This is a genomic window from Vibrio ostreae (genome assembly GCF_019226825.1).
Classification (GTDB): domain Bacteria; phylum Pseudomonadota; class Gammaproteobacteria; order Enterobacterales; family Vibrionaceae; genus Vibrio; species Vibrio ostreae.
The window spans coordinates 2,612,660-2,637,257 of the sequence record NZ_CP076643.1; the positions used below are offsets into that span (position 1 = coordinate 2,612,660).

Sequence of the window (24,598 nt, forward strand, 5' to 3'; positions counted from 1 at the left end):
TTTTGGAGCAAAAACTTACTAAGAGAGCGGTTGGTCTAATGCCCGTCCTCTCTCCCATATCGCATCAACCTTCAGATATATGTTATCTAGAAAAACGCAAATAACAGGCAATAAAGGCTTGTTGGCATGTGCCAACAAGCCGTCTTACATACATCAATCTGTATCGCTTCTCGCTGCTTCAACCGCTAACGAATCCGCTCTCTCATTCCCTTCAATACCCGAATGTGCTTTGACCTTAAATACCTCGACATACTTTCTAGAACTCAACACATCTACTTGTTGCCACAAGTGACGATTTTTGACGGGTTTCTTATCCGCACGGCGCCAACCTCGGTCTTTCCAATCGTCCATCCAGATGTTGAAACCTTTCACACAGTAATCGCTGTCCGAATAGATAACATCCCCATCTTCTGCGTATTCCAATGCTTCAATTAAGGCCAGTAGTTCCAGCTCAGCATTGTCGGTTTTTCGATTGATGGTAAAGCTCTCTTCATGAACAATCTCATTGTCTTCATCCATCACCACCAGCCCAATGCCACCTCGTGTACATCCGTGTTGGTTGTTTGGTGCAGCGCCGTCTACGTAAATTGAATAGCTCATTTTTATCTCTCTAATTGAAAAAGGGCGCATGACTTTACTTAGCCAGCGCCCTGTTGATGGTGTGATTTGATGTTTGTATTACTGAAAGGATTCTGCGTTGTCTCGCATGCTCAGACGTGATTCCATCCATTCCTCTATTTCACTTTCGACCCAAGCTACCGCTCGTCCACCGAGTGGCACACTCTTCGGAAAGTCGGTTTCATCAGCCATAAACTTGTAGATGGTTGAACGGCCTAACCCTGTTAGTGACATCACTTCTTTGAGTCGTAGAAATCTCATGGGAATTGTCTCCTGTACTTTGTGTATACCCATGGGATAAGCCGCCATTGTAAAAAAATGCAGTCGGTCTATTCCAAGCTAGAGCCAAAGCAGTAACGCTTTTCTTCCCACGCTTCAGCAAGACTGCTCATGCGGTGGAAGACAGTGTTCTTTATGTTGACGTCTTTGCTACGACAACGAGTCCCCACCCCATAATTTCCGCGGTCATTGAGAAACACCAATGAACGCGCTTCGCCGCTGTAGTGCTTTTCTATCGCTTCTTGCCAAGCCGTTTTAAGGTGCCCGACCAATTCATTGCGCTTGTCCCAACAAATAGCAGGACCAAAGTGCTGGCTATAGTCAGTAAACAGCATCACGCGATAGTTGTGGGATGGCACCTTGTCTTCCCGCTTACGCCATACATAAAACAATGAATCCGTATCAAGCTTTTCTTTAAGCAGATTAAAGTAATCGTTGAGGATACTGAGGTCGGTATCTTGATGGTCTTCTGGCAAAAACAAGTCCAAACGTGTAGCAAGAGCGATGTCAAACTGACTGAGTGCCTGTTCAAAAACATCGACCATTGAGGTCAGTGCTGATTCGTATAACCCCTTGTCGCTGTAATACAGCGGGTAATCTTCAAAAGTTCTATCAAGGGTAATGCTTGGGAGGTAGGTTCTATTCGCCATGAGTAACGCCTTTTGTGTGTGAATGACATAGGCATTACTCGCTCTGTATTTTTTAAGGTGAGTCGTGACTGCAACCAAAGCTCTTGTTGGGGTGAGCGTTCCGGTTGGCAGTGGGCTTCGCTAGACGACTGATTCGATAAAAAAACTCGTTTAACTGTAACGGGAACACTTCAGCGTCAGACAACAGCTCAAAACCTTCATTCGTAGGAGAGTAGGCTAATCCAGAGCATGGTTGGCTGTAATAAGCTTCAACCACCCTATCCCATGTCTTCCTCACTTTTTTGTAGAGAAAACGCCCCCAACCCTCTCGTCCAGTGCCGAAGTTTTGAAAGAGATCCCTATCAAAGAGCAAGATAAGATGATGGTGCTTGCTGGTGGATTCATTCGCCTTAGCCCAGATATAGCGAATGGCCGTTTGCTGATATTGATAAGTTCTGCCCGTGTATTTGTCCTTACAGAGCTCATTAGTCTCCGATTCTAAAATACGAAAGAAATGGGCGAACACCGCTAGGTAATCACCCTCAGAGTCACTCGGTAGGTTTAGGTTGAGGTGAACAGCATAGATTCTTGGATATTGATTTAGAGCTTCAGTCAGCACTCGGTCGATCTTCTCTAGGTATTCGAGAACGAGACCATCCTTGTGGTAGTAGAGTGGCTTTCCATTAAAGGTTCGGTCATGAGTGATGGTGTGGACTCTTTGATGAGCCTCGTTGAGTTGATGAATCATGATTGGTTCCTGTGGTTTGTTGTGATTCCCACAGGAACTGGTACTACCGTTACTTTTTAAGCTACTTATGACTATGACCGAAATTTCGTCTACCGCTACCAAAGTGCTTAGTATTCTCTTTTGCTAGATAGCTAATGTGCTTGAAGAACTCATCAAACGCATCATCAAAGTCATCAGAGTTACAATTCAAGCGGTGGATGACCACACTGTCACTATTCTTTCTCTTTGAAAAATGGACTAATCCATTAGCTTCTTCATAGTCGACACCTGCTACCCTCGCCCATGCTTCTACGATAAAAGAGCCTAAGTTCTCCTGTTGCGTTTGAGTTTTCCCCAACCAGTTAAATCTATCTTTGTTGAACATGAGTACTAGGTGATAGTGGTCGTTTATCGAGCTAGAGCGCTCCCTCACCCAAGCAATCCGCACTTTGCAGGGATGCACTCTACTCCCTTCTCTTTTCTTTCGTTTTCCGGAGTGATCAATCTGCGACTGTAACGAGCGTAGAAAGTCGGTCATGACATTACCGCTCTTTTCATTGTTCCTTAGCTTAGGAAACCTCAAATCCACTCGAATAGCCATCAGCCGAGGATACTCGCCCAATGCGAGATCAATCGTATCGTGCATTTTCTCTAAGTAGTCGATGTAGAGTGGACCGTGCTCGGTCTGGATAGGTCTACCCAGAAACGTTTTCTTGTTGGTCAGTCTGAGGTTTTTGTTTTTTCTAGAACGTACATTCATTCCTATCTACTCCGGTGTTTAGGTTCATAGATAGGTCTGTGTCGTTATTTTTAATTGCGTACTGTGAGTCACTATGGTGACTCAGTAGAGGGTAATATGTCGATGTAATGGGTGTATTGATAGGGTAGATATGACTGTAATAATACTAACCAGACAGACAATGCAAAAACTGCTACGTATACATTTCCTATCCGTCTAAAAGAGCAAGTGCTAGTTAACCGTCAACACCTAGGCACTGAACTGTGAAAAATCGATGTCCTCTCCTCATTCTCGAATCCAAGTAAGTTACAAGTTAAATGACAATCCGTGAGCTAGTAAATGAAGAGAGAGCTCATAATGCCCACGACTTCAACAGCAATCCATCACGCTAAAACAACCCAACGCATCCTCATTTATTGTCAAAAACTTCAGTTCATACGTTTTTACTTCTGGAGATTACTCACATAAAAAGTGAAAAAAACATTTTATCTATATTATTGATTATGAATCGGACTACACTAAATTTATAATATAATCTTCTAGACAAACAACGGCTAGAGGTCCTTATAATGGAAGAAAGTGAAAACCTAAATCTGGAAAAGAATGACACTCATCAGCTACACAATTTCATCAATCCGTACGATAGGGAAGGCGGATATATTTTGTTTTCTGGAGGGTATTCAAAAGAAGAAAAGATCGATAGGAAATCCTACTCTCCTATTCGTTATTTGATGATGAAAGATTGGCATGAACTGAAGTCAATACTGCCATACTTCACTCCTTATGCTGATACTTACCTGCTTCCTTCTTGTCCATTGAGCGAGTCTAAGTTTCGCTCAAATGTTATCTCAAAAGATCTTGTTGAATATAAAAACATCTACAACTTTTTCGAACAGAGAGACGACATTGGGCAGCAACGTAAATCAACCCTGATTAGCCTGTGTTTCCTGATAGCGGAAAACTATGTATTTGAGTTTGGAGGTATTCCGAGAGGTATAAAATGGCTCGCTGCTCGCTTAGGGACCAATAGCCGAAAGATCACTGACTGTATAAAATCGCTCGTAAAGATGGAGCTAATCATTTTCCATAAGAAAAGAGCAGATATCGACAGCGTAACTCTACCGTGCTTCATTGAACCTACAAGGACATTTCTATTCACTTTTACATCTTTATTCGTAGAGGATAAGACAAAAGAAGAATCTGGAGAAAAGGCGACTCATCGTGAGAAAAATTACCAAAAAAGAATGAGTATCATCGCCAAAAAAGAGTCCATCTATACATCTAAAGATGAAAGCTCAAATACTTCAAGCATTGACTATTATCTTTATGGTAAGGAGGGATTTTTCTGGTACCAAAACCAGCTATACACGCTGAAAGTGAATCTGTTGAAACTGGTAAGAGATCCACAAGTGGATGATGCAGTTAAAGTCCACGCTTATCGCATTTTGCTCTAGAAACACAGATGAAACATTCCTGTATTAGTGTATGTTTTCTTGCTAAATCTTACAGATCGTACTAGAGGGTTAACATCCGTCAAAGGCAATAGATTTACCTTGGAGTGCAAAGATTATCCACACCCACACGTCAATAAAAATGAATATCATTTACATTTATGTCATACCAAAATCTACCTAAATGGTAACTTATACGGATAATGTGTAAATCATTAGATATCCACCAACTGTTAAATGCGGCGACATCTCTATTCGCAGTAGTAGACAAAGGCTGGGGGCTGAATCTCAAGACAGTACGTAAAAAATGTGATATTACCTAGATTAGCACTGGAAGACTCAATCATCAAAAGTAAAACTATTGTTAATGTAAAAACGCGATGATTTAAACCAACTGGGTAGTATATTGGGTAGTAAGATCCTGAAACACACAAAACAAAAAACATAAATTACTGTTTTTAAAAAATAAAAAATAAACACTCAACGAACAGATTCAGAATATTGAATAAAGTTTCAGCCGTAAATAAACCGATTGCAAAACCCTGCCTGGCAGGGTTTTTTGATCTTTTCAATCCAGCTAGCTGGATGAAATAATTACCATTCGTCTTAAATAAGCAGATGAAACCATATGCAACATGAGTATAATAGGACCAAGAAGGCGTCGAAAAATGCAAAGAGTGTAGCTATCACGTCACATTAGGCCTTGAGTTACTAATGTCTCAATATAAATACAACCGCATTGAATCCCCCGAACTTATAATCGCCTGGCAGGTCAAATTGTCTGATGAGCTATCCGAGTCCGCGGCATACGGCGGCCACCATCTTGAATGCCTGCCATCCGGCCCTTTCCTTAACCCTGTTGATTAAAACGAATTGTATCAATAGATTTGATCGTTTGATTTTGTCTCGGAGATGTTGTTGTTATGTTGTTTAAACTCTTGTTTAAATGGTGTATCCGTTTAACTGGCAAATCGAAACCTGGTTTAGAAGTCACCGCCGAAAAACCTCGCGTTCTGATCATTCCTTATAATGCCATCGGTGATATGGTGATGACCGCGCCACTGTTCACAGCCCTTAAGAAAGCACATCCTGACTGGCAGCTTGAAGTCTTGTGCAGTTCGCGCAATCAGGACATTATCCGCTACCATCCGGCAATCCAGCGTTGCTGGCAAGTAGACCTCAGCCTTAAGCCACACCGGGCATGGTCACAACGCGCGGCCCGCAACGAATTGTATTCACAGCAATTTGATAAAATCGTCTATCTGGAAGAGCGGATTCACTGGGTCGCTTTGTGGCGGATTCATCGTTTGCACGCTGCCGAGAAACTCAGCCTGCCTTTTGCACAACGTCTGATTGAGAAAAAACAAATCGACCCGGTTGCGCTTGGAATTTTCGACCGGACTATCGGTGCTGACTATGAACACACTCCGCACTTCACCCGCCGCATGATGAGCATTGTCCCGGCATTGGGCGGTGAAATCCCGCACAAGATGGAGTATGACCTTAATCTGCCACACCAGAAAAGCGGCTGGGGCAAAGTGCTGCCGGCCGGCGAGCGTTTGCTGTTTAATCCTTGTGGCACACAAAGCGGCAACACTCTGAGCAGTGAACAGGCATGCTCGATTCTGACTCAGCTCGAAAGCCTGGATATCAAGGTGTGTGTGTTTGATTTGCCCGATGTGCGCCAGAAACTGGCCGATTATCCCCATCAGGATCGCATCTCTTATCTCGCCTCAGGCTCTATCAGCCAGGCCGGCGATTTGATTCGCGAGATGTCTTTGGTGCTGACCACAGATACGTCGATCGGTCATATTTCTTCAGCACTTGGCATTACGACTTTCATTATGCGTTCCGACGAAGCCTGGCGCGCTAACTGCGACCCGCTAGCCGATAACACATGCCTGCTGATTGGCAAAAACACCCTGGCCTCACTTGCACCAGAACTGGTTTTGGAACAGTTACAAAACTTCCTGAGTGAACACAAGCCCGCCGCATGTGCGTGACATTAGCCACATTATTAGCAGGACACACACCGTATTTAGAACGATGAAATTTTATAAGAGAAATTTCACGAGTTTGGAAGCGAGTTAGAGCCCATTAGCAGAAGCCCATTAGCAGAGCCCATTAGCAGGACACACACCGTACATTCAAAGCGGCAACACTCTGAGCAGCAAGGACATTAGCAGAATTTTAAAAGGACACTCCCCGTTCCAACGCCCTCCCCGTTCCAACGCCTCATTGTCTAATACTTGAGTGACTGCAAACGACATCTGGTTATTTGCAGTCACTCTGAATCCGGTGCAGAAAAGCTGCACTTTCCGATCATCTCCGCCATCCTTAATACATCTTTTCGCGGCAGAGAAACAACATGACCACAGCCAGAAGCAAACTGATTTGCCCTGATGTCACACCGTATTATCACTGCGTATCACGCTGTGTCAGGCGCTCTTATCTGTGCGGGCAAGATAAACTGACCGGCAAGTCATTCGAGCACCGTCGTGATTGGGTGGAACAAAAAATTCTCTCTCTTGCCACCATATTCTGTATTCGAATCTGTGCTTATGCCGTCATGAGTAACCACTATCACCTGGTCGCATTCATCGATAAAGAAGCCGCGCAAGCGCTTTCGCGGGAAGAGATCATCGAACGCTGGGCAGCCGAACATACGATTCCGAGCATCATACAACGTTATCTGGATGGCCAGCTGACTGGCCAGGCTGAATGGGAATGTTGTCTTAGCCTGATAGAAACTTGGCGAGATCGGCTTTGCTCACTGAGCTGGTTCATGAAAGAACTGAACTACAACATAGCGTTACAAGCCAATAAAGAAGATAACTGTACGGGTCGCTTTTGGGAAGGACGCTTTAAGTCCCAGGCTCTTCTGGATGAGAAAGCTTTGTTGGCGGCGATGGCGTATGTAGACCTCAATCCCGTGCGAGCCAAGCTTGCAGAAACTCCGGAGCAATCAGAGCACACCTCAATAAAAAGGCGGATCTCCAAACTAGAGCAAGAAAAAAGCACCGCAAGCCCGCTCGCCGATTTTGTCGGTTACCAGTCTCAGGGAGACACCTATGGTATTCCATTTCGGCTCATTGATTATATTGAACTGGTAGACTGGATTGGCCGACAATTTCGGACGGACAAAGCAGGTCGCATTCAACCAACTCAACCTGCCATTCTTAAACGCTTATCACTGCCTCAACAAGAATGCGTACAACTTTGCCGCAATCTGGAGCAACATGCTCGAGTTTGGATAGGTTCCAGCACCCATTTAATACATGCCAAATCGAAACTAAAACGTAAACGCCTGCTCGCCATTCATATATCCTAGTCCCTCCTCTTTTCGTCATATGCCTTCGAATAACCTGTCGGTAAAGATAATCTCGTCTGATTACTTATGATCTTACCGATCAGGATAAAGAATCCCAGCGTAGTCCATAATCCTGCTGCGACTCAGATAAACGGTTAACCTATCGCGAGTATGACGATCCTTAGAAGGACACACACCGTTCCAGGATCTCATTTCCTCATACATAAATGACTAAAAACTAAATCAGGCTGTTGTAAATCATGTGTTCCCATTAGAAATGCAGTGAAGGTGTGTGTCCCCGTTAAAAAGCCACCTATGATTTGACACAATTTAACCTTGTTTCATAAACGATGATTATAGCCAAGCAACTGAAAAGCAGAGTAATATCCGGCAGCAGAGCAATGCGGCTCTGCTCTCTTTAATCTAATAAGCAGCTTGTCATTATGGAAAATATTGTCGAAAAACTTCTTTATTCGTCGCGCTGGATTATGGCGCCAATTTATCTCGGCCTGAGTTTGGTCCTGGCTGCTCTGGGTATCAAATTTTTTCAGGAGGTGTTTCATCTCATTCCGGTGATTTTCACCATTAAGGAAGTCGATCTGATTTTGATTTCCTTATCGCTGATTGATATCTCTCTAGTCGGCGGCCTGATTGTGATGGTGATGTTTTCCGGTTACGAAAACTTCGTCTCTAAAATCGATCTGGATGAGAACGATGACAAACTCGGATGGCTGGGAAAACTTGACACAAGTTCGCTGAAAAACAAGGTATCTGCGTCTATTGTTGCGATTTCATCGATCCATCTACTGAAAGTGTTTATGAATACCGAACAGATCGACGGTGAAAAAATCAAATGGTACCTGCTGCTGCATGTCACCTTTGTTGTCTCAGCGTTTGCGATGGGCTATCTAGATAAAATCACCAAAAAGTAACAGTTAAGGTGTGTGTCCTTCGAAGAGAATTAAGGGCGTGTGTCCTCGTTATAAATGTTTTCCGGTTACGAAAACTTCGTCTCTAAAATCGATCTGGATGAGAACGATGACAAACTCGGCTGGCTGGGAAAACTTGACACAAGTTCGCTGAAAAACAAGGTATCTGCGTCTATTGTTGCGATTTCATCGATCCATCTACTGAAAGTGTTTATGAATACCGAACAGATCGACGGTGAAAAAATCAAATGGTACCTGCTGCTACATGTCACCTTTGTTGTCTCAGCGTTTGCGATGGGCTATCTAGATAAAATCACCAAAAAGTAACGGTTAAGGTGTGTGTCCTTCGAAGAGAATTAAGGGCGTGTGTCCTCGTTATAAATTATCTTCGTTATAAAAAAACCAGCCTCGGCTGGTTTTTTGTTTTTCTGGTATCAGAAATCGTAGCTGGCTGACAGTACGACCGTGCGCGGTGATCCCTGCACCAGGTAGTTGCTGCCCGGGTAACCACCGGCAGATGCCCAGTAGTTTTTGTCGGTCACGTTATCGACCCGGGCACGCAGTGTCAGTACGTTATCTCCGACTTGCATACCATAGCGGGCACCGAGATCAAAGCGGGTCCAGGACGGCAGTTCCAGTGAATTGTCAGAACTCATGTATTGTGCACCAGTATACAGGGTACGACCTTCCAGAGTCAGGCCTTCCACAAACGGAGTCGCCCATTCCAGGTTCAGGTTAGCCTGCACTTTCGGTACGCCGATCGCTTTCTTACCTTGCGATTCTGAATCACTTTTCACAATTTCAGCATCAAGCAGAGTCACACCACCCAGTACTCTTACGCGCTCGATTGGCTCACCAAACGCTGACAGCTCAATCCCACGGTGACGCTGCTCACCGTTATCGGTATAGCTGTTGTTGCTGTCGTACATGTATGTCGGTTTGCTGATTTCAAACAGGCTGACCACCGCGCCGTAGCTGCCGGTATCGTACTTAACACCGACTTCATACTGCTCTGAACGGTTAGGTTTGAATACTTCACCTTGGTTCGCCACTGCGCCGCTGGTATTTGAAGCTGGTGCTATCTCGCCCGGTAACAGTGCTTCAGCATAGTTGGCATACAGAGAGACATCCAGGGTTGGCTGATACACCACCCCCACTGACGGAGTCAGGGCCGTTTTGCTGTAAGCGCCATTTTCTGCACCAGTACCGTAATCAAAACTCTTGGTTTCTATCCTTTGCAGACGCGCGCCCAGCATCAGTTTGACCTGGTCATCAAACAACGACAACGTATCCACCGCCGCCGCACTGCTGTAAGTTACACGTTCCGTTTCAATCGGATCACTCAGGCTGCCACCAAGCCATGCACCGGCTGGCTGGCTGATCTGGGTGTAATCATCCAAAGAGCCGACGCTGGTCGTCGCTGACATCACATACGCGTTTTTCGAACGCGACTGATACAGTGAGCCGGATAGCACAACAGTATGACCAATACTGCCGGTAGTAAATTCGTGTCTTACCCCGCTGTCGGCTGACATCACGGTATCTTCACGCACGTTTTCAAACAGATACGCGGTCAGATTACCATTACCGTCAGCGGTCGGGTTAGCCAGCAGGTTATGCTCTTTGCCGCGGCGCATGCCCGCTGCAAGCCAGCCGCTCGTCTGGCTGCTGAAGTCGTATTCTGCCCGCACCACACCAAACAGCTGCTTCTCATCCGTGTATGTCCAGTCCTGAGCATAGTTAGCATCGCTGCTTGGCAATGGCGGGATCGCACCACCCGGCGTCACACTCGGGCGCGGTGAATCAATATGATGATCCTGATAACCGGCATCCGCCGACATACGGAAGTTCTCGCCCTGATGATCAAAGCCCAGGCTCAGCATACCAAGCTGGGTATCCTGATCATCAACGGCATCATTACCGCCGCGGGCAACCAGATTGACACGCAGGCCATTCTCCTGGTTGTCACCAAAACGACGCCCCAGATCCAGCGCGCCATAACCCTGACCACCGGACTGAGTACCAACCGTGACGCGGGTCAGCGGTTCGCTGCCGGCGCGCTTCGGTACCAGGTTAACCGAACCGCCAATCGCACTGCCGCCCGGCGCCGCACCATTCACAAAAGTGTTGGCACCACGGAACACTTCGACCCGTTCCAGCATTTCTGCTGCCACATACTGACGCGGTAGAATGCCGTACACGCCGTTCAGGGTCATATCGTCGGAATAAACCGGGAAACCACGAATCATGTACAGTTCCTGGAAGTTACCAAAGCCGACCGACTGACGTACCGTCGGGTCATTTTTCAGCGCATCACCGACACTTTTTGCCTGCTGGTTAGCCATCAGTTGTGAGGTGTAATGCGTTGATGAAAATGGCATATCCATGAAATCCTGATTGCCGAGAATACCCGCCCGGCCGGAACGCGCTACTTGCCCACCCTGGTACTCACCACCCAGATCAACTTGTGAACCAACAATGGTGACCACTTCGTCAGGGTGTGTGTCCTCGTTAGAAGTAGAGGTTTGGTTAAGGTGTGTGTCCCCGACAGCTGTGTCTGCCAGAGCGTAGCTGGCTTGCCCTATGGTTAACGCGGCAATCACGCCAAGTCCGACCGGAGTGAGACGGAACGATTTCATAAATACCCCTGCTGTATTAATAGACTAATCATTAATTTTTAAGGAATGATATTGCCAATGAGAACGATTTGCAATGGCAATAAGATATCAACCAGCGCGAAGCAATAAAAATGTCAGGAAAAGAGGGGATCTGAGCGCGATCCCCTGTTAAAGACGGCAAGGTTAACGGCGCGTCAGACGGTTGAACACCAGCAGAGCAAGAAAATAGAGCGCGCCGAGAATGGCGACCAGCGTACCCGCCGCTATTTGGTTCGGATACAGCACCACCTGCCCCAGCCAGTCGGACCATAACATGGTGGTACCGCCAATCAGGCTGGCGAGCAGCAGCTGTGCTTTGGTCTGCTGGGCACCGAGCATGCGCGCCAGATGTGGCGCAATCAGACCAACAAATGACACCGGCCCCATGGTCGCCGTGACTACCGCGCACAACATGGCCACCAGCACCAGTAAACCGAGCGAAGTCAGCGAACTGCTCAGCCCACGTGCCTGGGCAAAAGAGCGGCTGATCGAGATCAGCGTCAGCGCGCGGCTGCTCATCAGGCTCAGTATCAGCATGGCTGCCACCAGCGCAGCCAGCAACAACGCCTGCTCTGCGGTCACCCGGTAGGTTGACCCGGCCAGCCACTGCAGAATTTTGTAGCTGTCCTGATTGCCTTTGGCGAGACAGAACTGCACCAATGCCTGCAGCAGTGCGGTCATGGCAATCCCGGTCAGAATCACGCTCGATGGCGCAAACTGGTGTTTACGCCCCAGCACAATCAGCACCAGCAATACCGCCATACTGCCGACCAGAGCCGTGCCCCATTGAGTAGATTGCAGCGACTGTCCGAGAAACAAGCTGGAGAAAACCAGTGCAAACGTGGCACCGGCCGACACGCCGAGAATATCCGGGCTGGCGAGCGGGTTGTAAATCAGGCGCTGCAGTATGCTACCGGCCAGCGCCAGACCAATACCGGTAAACAGCGCGGTCACCATGCGCGGCCAGCGCAGAGCCCACTGGAACTCGTTTGGCCAGGCCAGTGTCAGCCCACTCTGCTGTGGCTGATAACCGATATATAAGGCAGCGCCAAGCAGCATCAGCAGGGCAATCGAGACCGGCATAGGCCATGAAATACGCGGCCGTGAGCCAGGCAATGCCACCGCTATTCCGTCCTGCGCTTTGAGCTTACGACGGCTGAACCAGATCAGCGCCGGCGCGCCAATCGCTGCAGCGGTCACCCCGCTTGGCACCACCTGACCGGCCCAGACACTGAGCCATTGTGCCAGCACATCGGTCGCCAGCAGCAATAATGCGCCGCACACCAGGCTGGCCACCAGCTCGATGCGCGGCGTGCGTGCGCCCAGTGCACGGACAATGTTGGGGGTCAGCAGGCCGATAAAGCCAATCAAGCCGACCACGGTAATCGAGGCCGACACCAGCCAGATCCCGAGAGCCATCAACAGGAAGAAGGCCGGAATCACCGGCAACCCGCGCGCCTGAGCGCCCTGATGGCCAAGACGCAATAGAGTCAGAATCCGTGGCGCAATCAGCAACAGTATCAGCAATGGAGTCAGGCGCGGCAGCAGCCATTCAATCTGCTCCCAGCCATTTTGCGCCAGGTCGCCGGCGCCCCACATAAACACATTCTGGGCGTAGTCCTGATGGAGCAGAATAATGGCACCGGCTATCGCCCCCAGCATGATATTGATCACCATACCGGCAATCACCAGCGGCAGGCCGGTCATATTATCCAGTCCGGCAATCAGCACAATCAGACCAAATGCCAGCAAAGCACCGGTCATGGCCGCCAACGCGCTGTAATCGGCAATCGCCTGCGGCCACCAGATGTTAAGGATGATCAGCGCCAGCCAGGCGCCGGATGAGGTGCCCATGGTCAGCGGTGAGGTCAGCGAGTTCTGAGTCAGTTGCTGCATCAGGCTACCGACCAGGCCGAGCACGGCTCCGACCAGCAAGGTAATCACCAGACGCGGCAACTGGGCATAGGCAAAATTGAAATCATCAAATGACTGCGCCAGCTGCGGGTCGCCGATTAAACGCCACTGCATCGTAAAGCCGAGCGTTTGATTGAACTGCAGGCTGGCCAGTGCGGCGGCCACCAGCAGCATGGTTACCGGAGTGAGGTGTCGCCAGCTCATGACTCCGGTTCCATTGCCAGCAGGCTGGCCGCAATCGCCTCAGCGGCATACTGCAGTGACATCGCACCGCCATAACTCCATACCGATTCAACCGAATTGACCCGGTGGGAACGCACAAACGGCAGCGCCTTCCACAACACCGATTTTTTCAGTTTTTGCTCTTCATTAAACGGCTTGATATACAACACATAACCTTGCTGAATTACCCGCAGATCGCTGATCGGCTTTTGCACTATGCCCCATTGTGCTGGCGGTTCGACCAGCGCCTGCTTCATACCGAGCTGATGCAGCACATAGTCAATCATCGAATCTTCGGTATAGATAAAGGTCGATTTGGTATCCGCAAAGCGCATCACCAGCGCCTGCGGCAACGAGCCGCCAAAGTGCGCTTTGAGCTGATCACTCAACTGCTGAAAGCGTTGCTGCATCTGGGCCAGCTTGTGTTCCGCCAGCTCTTGCTTAGCAAACAGCTGCGCCAGTTGGCGAAACTGTTTGATCGCCACTTCCGCCTGCTTGTCATCTTTACTGAAGTTGGTGTACAGCAGCACCGGGGCTATCTGCTCCAGACGTGGTTTGAGATCACGCTGCGCGTCGCTGATCAGAATAATATCCGGCTTGAGCGCGGCAATTTTTTCCAGGTTCGGCTCGCCGCGCGTACCAACATTCTGCGCCGAGTCCGGAATCGCCGGCTTGACCACCCAGTCGCGATAAGCGTCAGCATCGGTGACCGCAATCGGAGTGATACCGAGTTCAATCACCTGCTCCAGCACATCCCAGTTCAGCACCGCCGCGCGCTGCGGCACGGCGGGCAAAGTATGTTCACCGAGAGAATCGCTGACCTGAATCTCAGCCCAGGCAGAGGACGACGCACTGACCAGCAGGCCCAGCACCCCAAGCATTTTCTTACATTTCGACATCAGGCACATACGATAGCGACCTTATTAGTAGTAGCCTGATCAGTATCACCCGGGTGATCAATCAGACGAATCGGAGTTTGGTACAGTTCAGACAGACGCTGCTCATCAGCCAGACCGGCAGCCGGGCCGTCAAAAGCGATACGCCCTTGTTTGAGAGCCACAATGTGGGTGGCATAGCGCAGCGCCAGATTGAGGTCGTGCAGAATCACGATAATACCGCAGCCCTGCTGCTGATTAAGCTCGGCCAGTAGAGCCATGAGCTGGTACTGGTGCTGCACATCGAGTGCCGAGGTCGGTTCATCGAGGATCAACACCGGCGACTCCTGCGCCAGCAGCATCGCCACCCAGGCACGCTGGCGTTCACCACCGGACAGTTCATCCACATAGCTGTCAGCAAAGGCAGCCACGCCGGTTTTTTCCATCGCCGCGGCTATCATGTCATTATCCTGCTGACGCCAGAATCCCAGCGCGCCACGCCAAGGAAAACGGCCCAGGCGCACCAGCTCGCGCACCGTCAGCCCGGCACTGGCCGGGAGTTTCTGCGGCAGAAAGGCGACTTTTTTAGCCAGCGTTTTACTGCCCAGCGAAGCCAGCGACACAGCGTCAAGCTGCACCGTGCCGCTGTCAGGAGCCTGCTGACCGGACAGCAAACTGACCAGGGTAGATTTACCGGAACCGTTGTGGCCCAGTACCACCGTCAGCTCATTGGTGGGGATGCATAACTGATCAATCGCAAGAATCGTGCGGCCGCCGCGTACCATCTCCACGCCAGATAGGGTGAACATTGGGTTACCTCCCGGCTCTCGCACACACCTAAAGGTTATTGAGAACCATTTTAATTATCATTACTATACCACTCCGCCATTTTACTGATTATTTACTCGATGAAAAGTCAGTAACCCCATTCAAATTGCAACTACTGCCGACAAGCAAGGTCAACCTCATGTTTCACTGGTTTGAAAATCTTACCGACGCGTTTCCGGATCACGATCCGCAGAAACCGCCCAAAACTCTGTTTGGCTTCTGCCGTTACTACACCCGCGGCTTTGAAAAACCGCTGTTCATCATGTCACTGCTTAGCGCCTGTGTGGCGATCGCTGAGGTGACGCTGGTGCGCTACATGGGCGAACTGGTTGATATGCTCAGCAACAGCTCGCGCGCCAATTTCTGGGCCGACAACGGCGACACCCTGCTGTCGATGGCCCTGCTGGTAGTGGTGGTAATGCCGATCCTGGCTTTCGTCCACTCCAACCTGCTCCATCAGGCCATCCTTGGCAATTATCCGATGTCGATTCGCTGGCTGGTGCACCGTTACCTGCTCAAGCAGAGTGTCGGTTTTTTCCAGCGAGATTTTGCCGGCCGGGTCGCGACCAAGGTGATGCAGAGCGCACAATCGGTACGCGAAGTGGTGATGAAGCTGGTCGATCTGTCGGTGTATATTTCGGTCTATTTCGTCTCAATGCTGGTGATGATTGCCAGCGCCGACGACGTCTTGGTACTGCCAATCCTGGCTTGGCTTTGTCTGTACGTACTGATTCAGGTGCTGTTTATTCCGCGTCTGAAACGCATCTCCACCGAGCAGGCCAACGCCCAGTCTTCCATGACCGGTGGCATTGTTGATACCTACACCAACATCAGTACGGTGAAATTGTTCTCGCATTCCGAGCGGGAAACTGAATATGCCAAACAGGGCATGAAAGCGTATCTCGCCACTGTGTACCAGCAGATGCGCACCCTGACCAGCCTGCTGTACAGCGTAGACCTGATAAACTATCTGCTGCTGTTCTCCATGGCGGCACTGGCCATTCAGCTCTGGCTGGCCGAGAGTGTGACTGTGGGGGGTGATTGCGATTGGTATCAGCATTGCGCTGCGTCTGCAGGGCATGTCGAAGTGGATCATGTGGGAAATCCGCGGCATGTTTGAAAGTATCGGCATGGTGATCGACAGCATGAACACCATCGCCAACGACATCGAAATCGAGGACAGCCATCAGGCCAAACCACTGACGGTTTCTCAGGGTGAGATTCGCTTCCGCCAGGTCGATTTTCGCTACAACGAGCAGGAAGCGGTATTTACAGCGCTCGATCTGCACCTTAAACCGGGCGAAAAAGTCGGGATCGTTGGCCGCTCCGGCGCGGGCAAATCCACGCTGGTCAATCTGCTGCTGCGCTTTTATGAACTCAATGCGGGCAAAATTGAAATTGACGGTCAGGATATCAGTCAGGTCACCCAGCAGTCGCTGCGCCAGCAGATTGGCATGATCACGCAGGATACCTCGCTGCTGCACCGTTCGATTCGGGAAAACATCCTGTACGGCAATCCGCACGCCAATGAAGACGCGCTGATGCATGCCAGCCGCCAGGCCGAAGCGCACGATTTTATCGAACTGCTGAAAGATGAAAGCGGCCACAGCGGTTATGACGTGCAGGTGGGTGAACGCGGCGTGAAGCTGTCCGGCGGCCAGCGCCAGCGCATCGCGATTGCGCGCGTGCTGCTCAAGGACGCACCGATCCTGATCATGGATGAAGCCACTTCGGCACTCGACTCAGAAGTCGAAGCGGCGATTCAGGATAATCTGGATCAACTGATGGACAACAAGACGGTGATTGCCATTGCCCACCGCCTGTCGACCATTGCCGCCATGGATCGCCTGATCGTGATGGATAAAGGCCGGATTATCGAACAGGGTTCGCATCAGCAGTTGCTGGAGAAGAACGGCGTCTATGCCCAGCTGTGGGCGCACCAGACCGGTGGTTTTATCGGCGAAGTGTAAACTCATATCCGCACACTAAAACGCAAAAAGCCCCGCCAGGGGCTTTTATCAGGCTGGCCGACGAATACCGGGAGCAATCATTGATTGAAAAACAAATCGTTGATTAAGAAATAACGCGTTCATTAAAAACGCATCGTTCAGATGCCGCGTTGCAGCAGCGTGGCGATAAAGGCCAACTCCTCATCCGCCAGCCCCTGACCCAGTGCTTCCAGCCACACACTTTCACTGTAGTGTTCCGCGCGCAGCATCAACTGACACCCTTCAAAATCAATCAGCCACGAATGCAGATCGGCATCACTCTGCTTTTCGATGATGCGCGCCGACAGTCCGGCCACCAGGCGCTCGCCCAGCGGCGGAAACGAGTCATAATCAAACCCCGGCGCGGCAACAATAATGCGCCCCTCTGCGGCAAGGTATTGCGTTAAGCCAAACTCAGCCATGATAAGTCAGATGCTCCTGAATTAAGTCCAAAAACGGGTCGGCGTATTTATCCAGTTTACGCTGCCCCACGCCGTTGACTGCCAGCATTTCTCCGTACGACGTCGGCAGAATTTCCGCCATATCAATCAGCGTTGCATCACTGAACACCACGTACGGTGGCAGGCCTTCTTCATCGGCGATTGATTTACGCAGCTTACGCAGTTTGGCAAACAGCGCCTTATCGTAATTCTTGCTCGACAGCTTATCCGCTTTAGCGGCACGTACCGCAGTGTCCAGACGCGGCACTGCCAGCTCAATTGACATATCGCCGCGCAGCAGCGGGCGTGCCTCTTCGGTCAGCTGCAGGGTCGAATTACGGGTAATATTCTGATGCAGCAGTCCTTTATGGATCAGCTGACGGAAAATACTCACCCAGTAATCGTGGCTGTGATCGCGACCCAGGCCGTAAGTCGACAGTTTATCGTGGCCCTGCTCGCGGATACGGATATTCTGCATCCCACGCAACACTTCAACCACATAGCCGATACCAAAGCTCTGGTTGACCCGGTACACACACGACAACGCTTTGCGCGCCTCTTCTGTGGCATCGAAATGCTTGGGCGGATCGAGGCACACATCGCAGTTGCCACATGGCTTGTCACGATATTCACCAAAATAGTTGAGCAGTACCTGACGGCGGCAGGTCTGCGCTTCGGCAAAACTACTCATGGCCGTCAGCTTGTGGGTTTCGACCTGTTTCTGCGCGCCGTCCGGCTTTTCATCCAGCATGCGGCGCAGCCAGGCAATATCAGCCGGGTCATACAACATCAACGCTTCCGCCGGCAGGCTATCGCGCCCGGCGCGGCCGGTTTCCTGATAGTAGGATTCGATGTTGCGCGGAATATCAAAGTGGACCACAAAGCGTACGTTGGGTTTGTTGATGCCCATACCGAACGCCACGGTGGCGACCACGATCTGGATGTCATCCTTCTGAAACGCATCCTGCACATAGGCGCGCTCGTCGACGTCCATCCCGGCATGATACCCGGCAGCGCGGATGTGGTTGTTGCACAGCTTCTCGGTCAGCATTTCAACTTTTTTGCGACTGCCGCAATAGATAATGCCGCACTGACCTTTTTGCGTACCGAGATAACGGATCACCTGCGACACCGGCTTGTGCTTTTCCATCAGGGTGTAGCGAATGTTCGGCCGGTCGAAACTGCCCAGATAAATGTGCGGGTCAGTCAGATTAAGGCGGTGCAGAATATCACTGCGCGTCGCATCATCCGCGGTCGCGGTCAGAGCCATAAACGGCACGTGCGGGAACTGCTGTTTGAGCTGGCCGAGTGCGGCGTATTCCGGGCGGAAATCGTGTCCCCACTGGGAAATACAGTGCGCTTCATCGACCGCAATCATTGCCAGCGGCAGATTACGCAGCCGTTCGATAAAGTCCTGGGTCAGAACCCGCTCCGGCGAGACATACAGCAGTTTAATCTGCCCGGCATGTACCCGGTTATAAATAGAGATCAGCGCGTCGCGGGTCTGGGTCGAGTTGACACACTCCGCCGACACACCGTTGGCCTTGAGCTGGTCGACCTGGTCTTTCATCAGCGAAATCAGCGGTGAAATCACCACCGTCACCCCTTCCCGTGCCAGGGCCGGGATCTGGTAGCACAAGGATTTCCCCCACCGGTCGGCATGATCACCAGTGAGTCGTTGCCGGATACTGCCGCGTCGATCACTTCCTGCTGGCCAACGCGGAAAGTCTGGTAGCCAAACACATCACGCAGGATTTGCTGCGGCTCGGGCAAGGCGTCGGATTGTTCTGCGATTAAAGTGGCGGTCATGCAGGCTCTCGATGATGAACAGATGAATTAGCAATAAAGATGACTGCCGGCGCTGAGCGAGGCAGTAAGCAGCCGGATATTGTAGTGACCTTTGGCGGTGAATTAAACCGCTATCGGCAAAGTAATTGCGTTGTGCCGCCAAGCTTGAGTGCACATCGACATGGTTTACACGGTATACTGGCGGGTAAATCGCCTCCTGTGCCGGGGCGGTGTCGCGCCGGACCGGGATGGCGCTCTTAAACGAGACATTAACAATGACATTTGAACAACAACAGGAAGTCCGCAAAGGCGTCTTCCTGGCGCTGGCTGCCTACATTATGTGGGGAATTGCGCCGATCTACTTTAAAACCGTGAGTTCGGTAGCGGCATTAGAAGTACTGAGTCACCGAGTGGTGTGGTCGTTCTTTCTGCTCGCCGCCCTGCTCCACTTCAGCAAACAATGGCGCGGCGTGCTGAGTGTACTGCGCACGCCGAAAAAAGTCGGTTTTCTGCTGGTCACCGCGCTGCTGATCGGTGCGAACTGGCTGACCTTTATCTGGGCGATTAACGCCAATCACATGCTGGATGCCAGCCTGGGTTACTACATTAACCCGCTGATTAATATCGTGCTCGGCATGCTGTTTCTCGGTGAACGGCTGCGCAAACTGCAGTGGTTTGCCGTGCTGCTGGCGGTGATTGGGGTCGCGATTCAGCTGGTGGTGTTCGGCTCTCTGCCAATCGTGGCATTCGTGCTGGCCATCACTTTTGCCGTGTACGGTCTGCTGCGCAAAAAAGTCGGCGTCGACGCGCTGAGCGGCCTGTTTATCGAAACCCTGCTGCTGGTGCCGGTAGCGCTGCTTTATCTGGCCTGGTTTGCCGATTCGCCGACCAGCTCTATGCTGCTCAACGACTGGCACATCAATGCGCTGCTCATCGCCGCCGGAGTGATCACCACCCTGCCGCTGCTCTGTTTCACTGGCGCGGCGACGCGACTCAAACTGTCGACGCTGGGCTTTTTCCAGTACATCGGCCCGAGCCTGATGTTTGTGCTGGCAGTGCTTATCTATGGCGAAGCGTTCAGTGCCGATAAAGCGATTACCTTCGCCTTTATCTGGAGCGCGCTGCTGATTTTCACCTGGGACGGTCTCGGCCAACGCCGCCGCCAGAACGCGATGGTGCGCAGCGCACAGCAGGCGGCACTCAAGTAAAACCGTGATCGTTTTTTACAAGACAATCTCATTCCGCCCCGTTAAGCTGGATGAGATTGTTGCTATTTTCACCGGTTCCACATGGATAAAGTTCGCTACCGCACCACCCCCGATTCAGCCATCAGCCTGATTGAAGGTGACTATCACGAGTTCGCCTTTCAACGTCATTATCATCTCGATTTTCATCTGGGCCTTATCACCCAGGGTCAGCAGCGCTTTGCCTATCAGGGCGCCCAGCATCAGGTCGGCCACGGCGAACTGGTGATCATGCCACCGGATGAACTGCACGACGGTCGTTCACTGGCTGAATCCGGTTATCAGGTGCGGGTGTTTGCGATTGAGCCGGATTGGTTTAACCAGCACCTTGAACTGGCCCGCCCGCAGCAGATGATGAGCTTTGACCGCCTGATTGTCAGCGACCCGCAGCTGTTCAGCCGCTTGTGTCATCTGCATCAGGCACTGGCACAGCCAAGCCTGAGCCAGTTAGCCAAAGACTGCCTGCCCTACGAAGGTTTTTCCGGGCTGGTGCAACGCTACGGCGCCAGCAAGGAGCGCGCCCCGGTAGCACTCGGCCGCCAGTCGCTGGCCACCCTGAAAGAGTACCTGCTGGCCCACCTGGATCAGGCCGTACGCCTGGAACAACTGGCCGCACTGTGCGACCTGACACCGACCCAGTTGCAGCGTCATTTTAAAGCCCGCACCGGCATGACGCCTTATGCCTGGCTGAGCCGGTTACGTCTGGAACAGGGCATGAAACTGATCAAAACCGGTATTTCCGGCACTGAGGTGGCGCAGCAGGTTGGTTTCTACGACCAGGCCCACTTTACCAAAGCGTTCAAGCACACTTTTGGTGTTTCCCCTTCCGCCGTCGGCCACTGTCAGTAATTTACAAGCCACATCCTCCGCCAACTGCCACAATAGCGCCCAGATCGCAGGAGATGTGTTGTTATGAATGAAGTCAGTATTCTTGTTACCCTTGCCACCGTGCACTTTATCGCCCTGATGAGCCCCGGCCCTGATGTCGCCCTGGTGGTACAAAATGCCAGCCGCTACGGCCGTCAGACTGGACTGTATATTGCCCTCGGCTTGTCGTTCGGCATTCTGCTGCATTCTTTGCTCAGCCTGACCGGAGTCAGTTATCTGGTCCACCAGCAGCCGCTGCTGTTTGCCCTGCTGCAACTGTGCGGCGGCAGCTATCTGCTCTATCTGGGCTATGGCGCGCTGCGCGCGACGCTGGCCAACTGGTCACTGGCTCCGGGCGAACTGAGCCAGAAGCCGGAGCTGCTGCTGCATAATAAGCGTCAGGCCTTTTCACGCGGCTTTATGACCAATATTCTCAACCCGAAAGCGCTGGTGTTCTTCGTCAGCCTGATGTCGACGCTGATCCCGGCCGGAATGTCACTCGGCGGCAAAGGCATCGCGCTGCTGATCTTGTGGGGGCTGGCGCTGGCCTGGTTTGCCGCGCTGGCCTGGATGCTGTCAACCCGGCATCTGCAGCAGAAACTGCAGGCCGCCGGCCGCTACATCGATCTGCTGTGCGGAGTGATATTTACCGCCATCGGCATGATGATCCTGTACCAGTCGCTCAGTGGTTTACTGAGCTAACACCACAGTAATCGCAATCTAAACCGCTAACAATACTGCATATTTTCCTTATCATGCTGGCAAAATAGCGCGCCGGCTGCCACTCTGAACAAGTGAATGGACACTCATCAGGGAGACAGGGATGCAGCACATCAGCAGCGCGGCCCGCGCACTGGCCTTATCCGGGCTATTATTTTCGTTTGGCGCGGTCGGTACCGAATCCGTCAACTCAGCTCAGGTGACCGACAGTGTCGCTCCGGAGCAGAGCAGCGGCTATCAGGAGAAGAACCTGATCAGCACCCAGCACTGGATGGTCACAGCCGCCAACCCGCTCGCCGCCGAAGCGGGGGCCAAAGTACTGCGCGACGGTGGTAATGCCATTGATGCCATGGTGGCGGTGCAACTGATGCTCGGCCTGGTCGAGCCGCAGTCCTCCGGTATCGGCGGCGGATCATTTCTGGTCTACTTTGATGCTGAAAATCAGGAGCTGACCACTTTTGACGGGCGGGAAACCGCCCCACTTGCCGCCACCCCAACCCTATTTCAGGACGCGAGCGGCCAGCCGCTAACATTCTATGATGCGGTGGTCGGCGGGCGTTCAGTCGGCACGCCCGGCACAGTCAAACTGCTGTGGGACACCCATCAGAAATATGGCCAACTGCAATGGGCGCGCCTGATTGAGCCGGTTATTGATCTCGCCCGGCAAGGATTTGAAGTCAGCCCGCGTCTCGCCACGCTGATAGCGGAAGATGCCGACCGGTTGAGCCGCTTTGCCGGCGCAGAAGCCTACTTCTTTGACGCCAAGGGCCAGCCACTGCAGGCGGGTCATATTCTCAAAAATCCGATGTATGCCGATACCCTGGAGCAGATTGCCAACCACGGCGCCAAAGCCTTCTATCAGGGTGAGATTGCCCGCGACATCATCCGCACTGTGCAGCAGGCACCCGGTAACCCGGGCGTACTGGCGCAGGCCGACTTTGATGCCTACCAAATCAAGCAGCGTGATCCGGTGTGCGCGCCTTACCAAAGCTATCAGGTATGCGGCATGGGACCACCCAGCTCCGGCGCACTGACGCTGGGCCAAATCCTCGCCATCAGTGAGAAATACGATCTCAAAGGCTGGGGGGCCGGATAGTGCCCTGTCCTGGCAGGTGATTGGCGACGCTTCGCGCCTGGCCTTTGCCGACCGCGGCCTGTATATGGCGGATCAGGATTACGTACCGATGCCAAGCGAAGGCCTGCTGGACAAAGCCTATCTGGGCCGGCGCGCCAAACTGATCACGCCGGGCAAAGCGCTGAGTGAGGTCAAACCTGGCAATCCACACTGGCAGCATGCCATGCTGCTCAGCGCCGATCAGTCGCTTGAGCTGCCTTCGACCAGTCACTTCAATATCGTTGACCGCGATGGCAACGTGGTCTCGATGACAACCTCGATAGAGAATGTGTTCGGCTCGCGCCTGTTTGTACGCGGTTTTCTGCTCAACAACGAGCTGACCGACTTTTCTTTTGCGACCCACAACAACGGCCGCCCGATCGCCAATCGTCTCGAACCGGGTAAACGGCCACGCTCTTCCATGACTCCGACGATCGTCATGCAGGGTGACAAACCCTATCTGGCCATTGGCTCGCCCGGCGGCAGCCGCATCATCGGCTATGTGGCCCAGGCACTGATCGCCCACCTGCAGTGGGGCATGGACATTCAGTCGGCGATCAACCAGCCGCATGTGCTGAGCCGCTTTGCTGACACCGATCTGGAGCAAGGTACGGCCGCGGAAAAGCTGGCCCCGGAGCTGGAAAAACTCGGCGTCAAAGTGACCATACGCGATCTTAATTCGGGGCTGCACGCTATTCGTATCAGCGATCAAGGGCTGCAGGGCGCCGCGGATCCGCGCCGCGAAGGGGTGGCAATCGGTCAGTAACCACCACAGCACACCGCCTCGTGCTGGCCGATCAGCCCGCCGGCCTGTAAGAGATCTCTCACAAGCCGGTAGGTAAATTTCGCTTTTTATTAGGAAAAATGGGTAGAAATCAAACCTAAGTCATTGATTAAAATAGAACGCCTGTCATAAAGATGAAATAATTATTCAAGAAATCGATTTCACTACGTTGCTGAAAAGCGTGCAATCAGTAATATGAACGGTGTCGGAAGGATGCTGACACGGAATAGGGAATCACTAGGGATTGGTGATCTTCAGGATGAAGATGCGGTTGTTCAGGATGAATGATCGGCAAGGATAGCAAGCAGGACATTGAACGGACTCAATCGTTACCAGGATGGCGACGACAAAGGAAAGACAATGGACTCCTCTGGACGAGGAAAGGACTTAACATCAGGATGATGTCAGGGACACCGCTCAGGGAACAAGTGATGTGAGCTAACGTGGATGGTTAGCAGATCAGGATGATCAAGGA

General features: G+C 51.6%; 17 protein-coding genes and 4 pseudogenes. 10 read left to right on the forward strand and 11 right to left on the reverse strand.

Annotated features, from left to right (window positions below; all coding sequences use genetic code 11):
* Positions 1 to 153 precede the first annotated feature (153 nt).
* From KNV97_RS18140 to KNV97_RS18160, 5 genes are all read right to left on the reverse strand, one after another.
* On the reverse strand, positions 154 to 600 hold the full coding sequence (locus tag KNV97_RS18140) for a ribonuclease HI (RefSeq protein WP_218562523.1): 447 nt from the start codon (positions 598 to 600) through the stop codon (positions 154 to 156).
* Between the two features lie 78 nt (positions 601 to 678).
* On the reverse strand, positions 679 to 879 hold the full coding sequence (locus KNV97_RS18145; RefSeq protein WP_001211743.1) for an AlpA family transcriptional regulator: 201 nt from the start codon (positions 877 to 879) through the stop codon (positions 679 to 681).
* A gap of 68 nt (positions 880 to 947) precedes the next feature.
* Positions 948 to 1,547 (reverse strand): inovirus Gp2 family protein, encoded by a 600-nt coding sequence (locus KNV97_RS18150; RefSeq protein WP_005496780.1) that lies wholly within the window; start codon positions 1,545 to 1,547, stop codon positions 948 to 950.
* 52 nt (positions 1,548 to 1,599) lie between these two features.
* Complete coding sequence (locus tag KNV97_RS18155; RefSeq protein ID WP_218562524.1) at positions 1,600 to 2,274, reverse strand: inovirus Gp2 family protein; 675 nt, start codon at positions 2,272 to 2,274, stop codon at positions 1,600 to 1,602.
* 61 nt (positions 2,275 to 2,335) lie between these two features.
* Positions 2,336 to 3,013, reverse strand: a complete 678-nt coding sequence (locus KNV97_RS18160; protein WP_218562525.1) for an inovirus Gp2 family protein — start codon at positions 3,011 to 3,013, stop codon at positions 2,336 to 2,338.
* Between the two features lie 548 nt (positions 3,014 to 3,561).
* Between KNV97_RS18160 and KNV97_RS18165 the strand changes: the two genes are divergently transcribed.
* From KNV97_RS18165 to KNV97_RS18185, 5 genes and pseudogenes are all read left to right on the forward strand, one after another.
* Positions 3,562 to 4,446 (forward strand): hypothetical protein, encoded by an 885-nt coding sequence (locus KNV97_RS18165; protein WP_218562526.1) that lies wholly within the window; start codon positions 3,562 to 3,564, stop codon positions 4,444 to 4,446.
* Positions 4,447 to 5,366: 920 nt separating this feature from the next.
* On the forward strand, positions 5,367 to 6,446 hold the full coding sequence (locus KNV97_RS18170; protein WP_218562527.1) for a glycosyltransferase family 9 protein: 1,080 nt from the start codon (positions 5,367 to 5,369) through the stop codon (positions 6,444 to 6,446).
* Positions 6,447 to 6,811: 365 nt separating this feature from the next.
* Positions 6,812 to 7,774, forward strand: coding sequence for a transposase (locus tag KNV97_RS18175; RefSeq protein WP_218562528.1), 963 nt, complete (start codon positions 6,812 to 6,814; stop codon positions 7,772 to 7,774).
* Between the two features lie 422 nt (positions 7,775 to 8,196).
* Positions 8,197 to 8,685 (forward strand): TIGR00645 family protein, encoded by a 489-nt coding sequence (locus KNV97_RS18180; RefSeq protein WP_136487221.1) that lies wholly within the window; start codon positions 8,197 to 8,199, stop codon positions 8,683 to 8,685.
* 54 nt (positions 8,686 to 8,739) lie between these two features.
* Positions 8,740 to 9,009: pseudogene (locus tag KNV97_RS18185) on the forward strand (YqhA family protein); the annotation flags it as partial.
* 107 nt (positions 9,010 to 9,116) lie between these two features.
* Here KNV97_RS18185 and KNV97_RS18190 read toward each other — a convergent pair.
* From KNV97_RS18190 to KNV97_RS18205, 4 genes are all read right to left on the reverse strand, one after another.
* On the reverse strand, positions 9,117 to 11,321 hold the full coding sequence (locus KNV97_RS18190) for a TonB-dependent receptor (RefSeq protein WP_218562529.1): 2,205 nt from the start codon (positions 11,319 to 11,321) through the stop codon (positions 9,117 to 9,119).
* Positions 11,322 to 11,483: 162 nt separating this feature from the next.
* On the reverse strand, positions 11,484 to 13,457 hold the full coding sequence (fhuB, locus tag KNV97_RS18195; protein ID WP_218562530.1) for a Fe(3+)-hydroxamate ABC transporter permease FhuB: 1,974 nt from the start codon (positions 13,455 to 13,457) through the stop codon (positions 11,484 to 11,486).
* Positions 13,454 to 14,383 (reverse strand): iron-siderophore ABC transporter substrate-binding protein, encoded by a 930-nt coding sequence (locus KNV97_RS18200; RefSeq protein ID WP_218562531.1) that lies wholly within the window; start codon positions 14,381 to 14,383, stop codon positions 13,454 to 13,456. The genes fhuB and KNV97_RS18200 overlap by 4 nt, the downstream gene beginning before the upstream one ends.
* A complete protein-coding gene (locus KNV97_RS18205; RefSeq protein WP_136487225.1) occupies positions 14,374 to 15,159 on the reverse strand; it encodes an ABC transporter ATP-binding protein in 786 nt (261 codons plus the stop codon). Before KNV97_RS18205 ends, KNV97_RS18200 begins: the two co-directional genes overlap by 10 nt.
* Before the next feature lie 158 nt (positions 15,160 to 15,317).
* Here KNV97_RS18205 and KNV97_RS18210 point away from each other — a divergent pair.
* Positions 15,318 to 17,148: pseudogene (locus KNV97_RS18210) on the forward strand (ABC transporter ATP-binding protein).
* A gap of 137 nt (positions 17,149 to 17,285) precedes the next feature.
* Here the strand turns inward: KNV97_RS18210 and KNV97_RS18215 are convergent.
* On the reverse strand, positions 17,286 to 17,588 hold the full coding sequence (locus KNV97_RS18215) for a DUF3630 family protein (RefSeq protein ID WP_218562532.1): 303 nt from the start codon (positions 17,586 to 17,588) through the stop codon (positions 17,286 to 17,288).
* Positions 17,581 to 19,415 (reverse strand): annotated as a pseudogene (gene recQ, locus KNV97_RS18220) (ATP-dependent DNA helicase RecQ). The gene KNV97_RS18215 and the pseudogene recQ overlap by 8 nt, the downstream one beginning before the upstream one ends.
* 254 nt (positions 19,416 to 19,669) lie before the next feature.
* On the opposite strand from recQ, the gene rarD reads away from it, so the two are divergent.
* The 4 genes and pseudogenes from rarD to ggt all read left to right on the forward strand — a co-directional run bounded on the left by rarD (position 19,670) and on the right by ggt (position 24,105).
* Entirely contained in the window at positions 19,670 to 20,602 is a 933-nt protein-coding gene (rarD, locus tag KNV97_RS18225) for an EamA family transporter RarD (RefSeq protein WP_136487229.1), read from the forward strand.
* A gap of 81 nt (positions 20,603 to 20,683) precedes the next feature.
* On the forward strand, positions 20,684 to 21,487 hold the full coding sequence (locus tag KNV97_RS18230) for an AraC family transcriptional regulator (protein WP_136487230.1): 804 nt from the start codon (positions 20,684 to 20,686) through the stop codon (positions 21,485 to 21,487).
* Positions 21,488 to 21,550: 63 nt separating this feature from the next.
* A complete protein-coding gene (locus KNV97_RS18235) occupies positions 21,551 to 22,207 on the forward strand; it encodes a LysE family translocator (protein ID WP_136487231.1) in 657 nt (218 codons plus the stop codon).
* A gap of 121 nt (positions 22,208 to 22,328) precedes the next feature.
* Positions 22,329 to 24,105, forward strand: a pseudogene (ggt, locus tag KNV97_RS18240) (gamma-glutamyltransferase).
* The last annotated feature ends 493 nt before the right edge of the window (positions 24,106 to 24,598 follow it).

Bases quoted from the DNA above. Each gene is read 5' to 3' on its own strand.
- KNV97_RS18145 (WP_001211743.1), bottom strand. From the start codon at position 879: ATGAGATTTCTACGACTCAAAGAAGTGATGTCACTAACAGGGTTAGGC.
- rarD (WP_136487229.1), top strand. From the start codon at position 19,670: ATGACATTTGAACAACAACAGGAAGTCCGCAAAGGCGTCTTCCTGGCG.
- KNV97_RS18230 (WP_136487230.1), top strand. From the start codon at position 20,684: ATGGATAAAGTTCGCTACCGCACCACCCCCGATTCAGCCATCAGCCTG.
- KNV97_RS18180 (WP_136487221.1), top strand. From the start codon at position 8,197: ATGGAAAATATTGTCGAAAAACTTCTTTATTCGTCGCGCTGGATTATG.
- KNV97_RS18175 (WP_218562528.1), top strand. From the start codon at position 6,812: ATGACCACAGCCAGAAGCAAACTGATTTGCCCTGATGTCACACCGTAT.
- KNV97_RS18165 (WP_218562526.1), top strand. From the start codon at position 3,562: ATGGAAGAAAGTGAAAACCTAAATCTGGAAAAGAATGACACTCATCAG.
- KNV97_RS18215 (WP_218562532.1), bottom strand. From the start codon at position 17,588: ATGGCTGAGTTTGGCTTAACGCAATACCTTGCCGCAGAGGGGCGCATT.
- KNV97_RS18150 (WP_005496780.1), bottom strand. From the start codon at position 1,547: ATGGCGAATAGAACCTACCTCCCAAGCATTACCCTTGATAGAACTTTT.
- KNV97_RS18140 (WP_218562523.1), bottom strand. From the start codon at position 600: ATGAGCTATTCAATTTACGTAGACGGCGCTGCACCAAACAACCAACAC.
- KNV97_RS18235 (WP_136487231.1), top strand. From the start codon at position 21,551: ATGAATGAAGTCAGTATTCTTGTTACCCTTGCCACCGTGCACTTTATC.
- KNV97_RS18200 (WP_218562531.1), bottom strand. From the start codon at position 14,383: ATGTGCCTGATGTCGAAATGTAAGAAAATGCTTGGGGTGCTGGGCCTG.
- fhuB (WP_218562530.1), bottom strand. From the start codon at position 13,457: ATGAGCTGGCGACACCTCACTCCGGTAACCATGCTGCTGGTGGCCGCC.
- KNV97_RS18160 (WP_218562525.1), bottom strand. From the start codon at position 3,013: ATGAATGTACGTTCTAGAAAAAACAAAAACCTCAGACTGACCAACAAG.
- KNV97_RS18205 (WP_136487225.1), bottom strand. From the start codon at position 15,159: ATGTTCACCCTATCTGGCGTGGAGATGGTACGCGGCGGCCGCACGATT.
- KNV97_RS18155 (WP_218562524.1), bottom strand. From the start codon at position 2,274: ATGATTCATCAACTCAACGAGGCTCATCAAAGAGTCCACACCATCACT.
- KNV97_RS18190 (WP_218562529.1), bottom strand. From the start codon at position 11,321: ATGAAATCGTTCCGTCTCACTCCGGTCGGACTTGGCGTGATTGCCGCG.
- KNV97_RS18170 (WP_218562527.1), top strand. From the start codon at position 5,367: ATGTTGTTTAAACTCTTGTTTAAATGGTGTATCCGTTTAACTGGCAAA.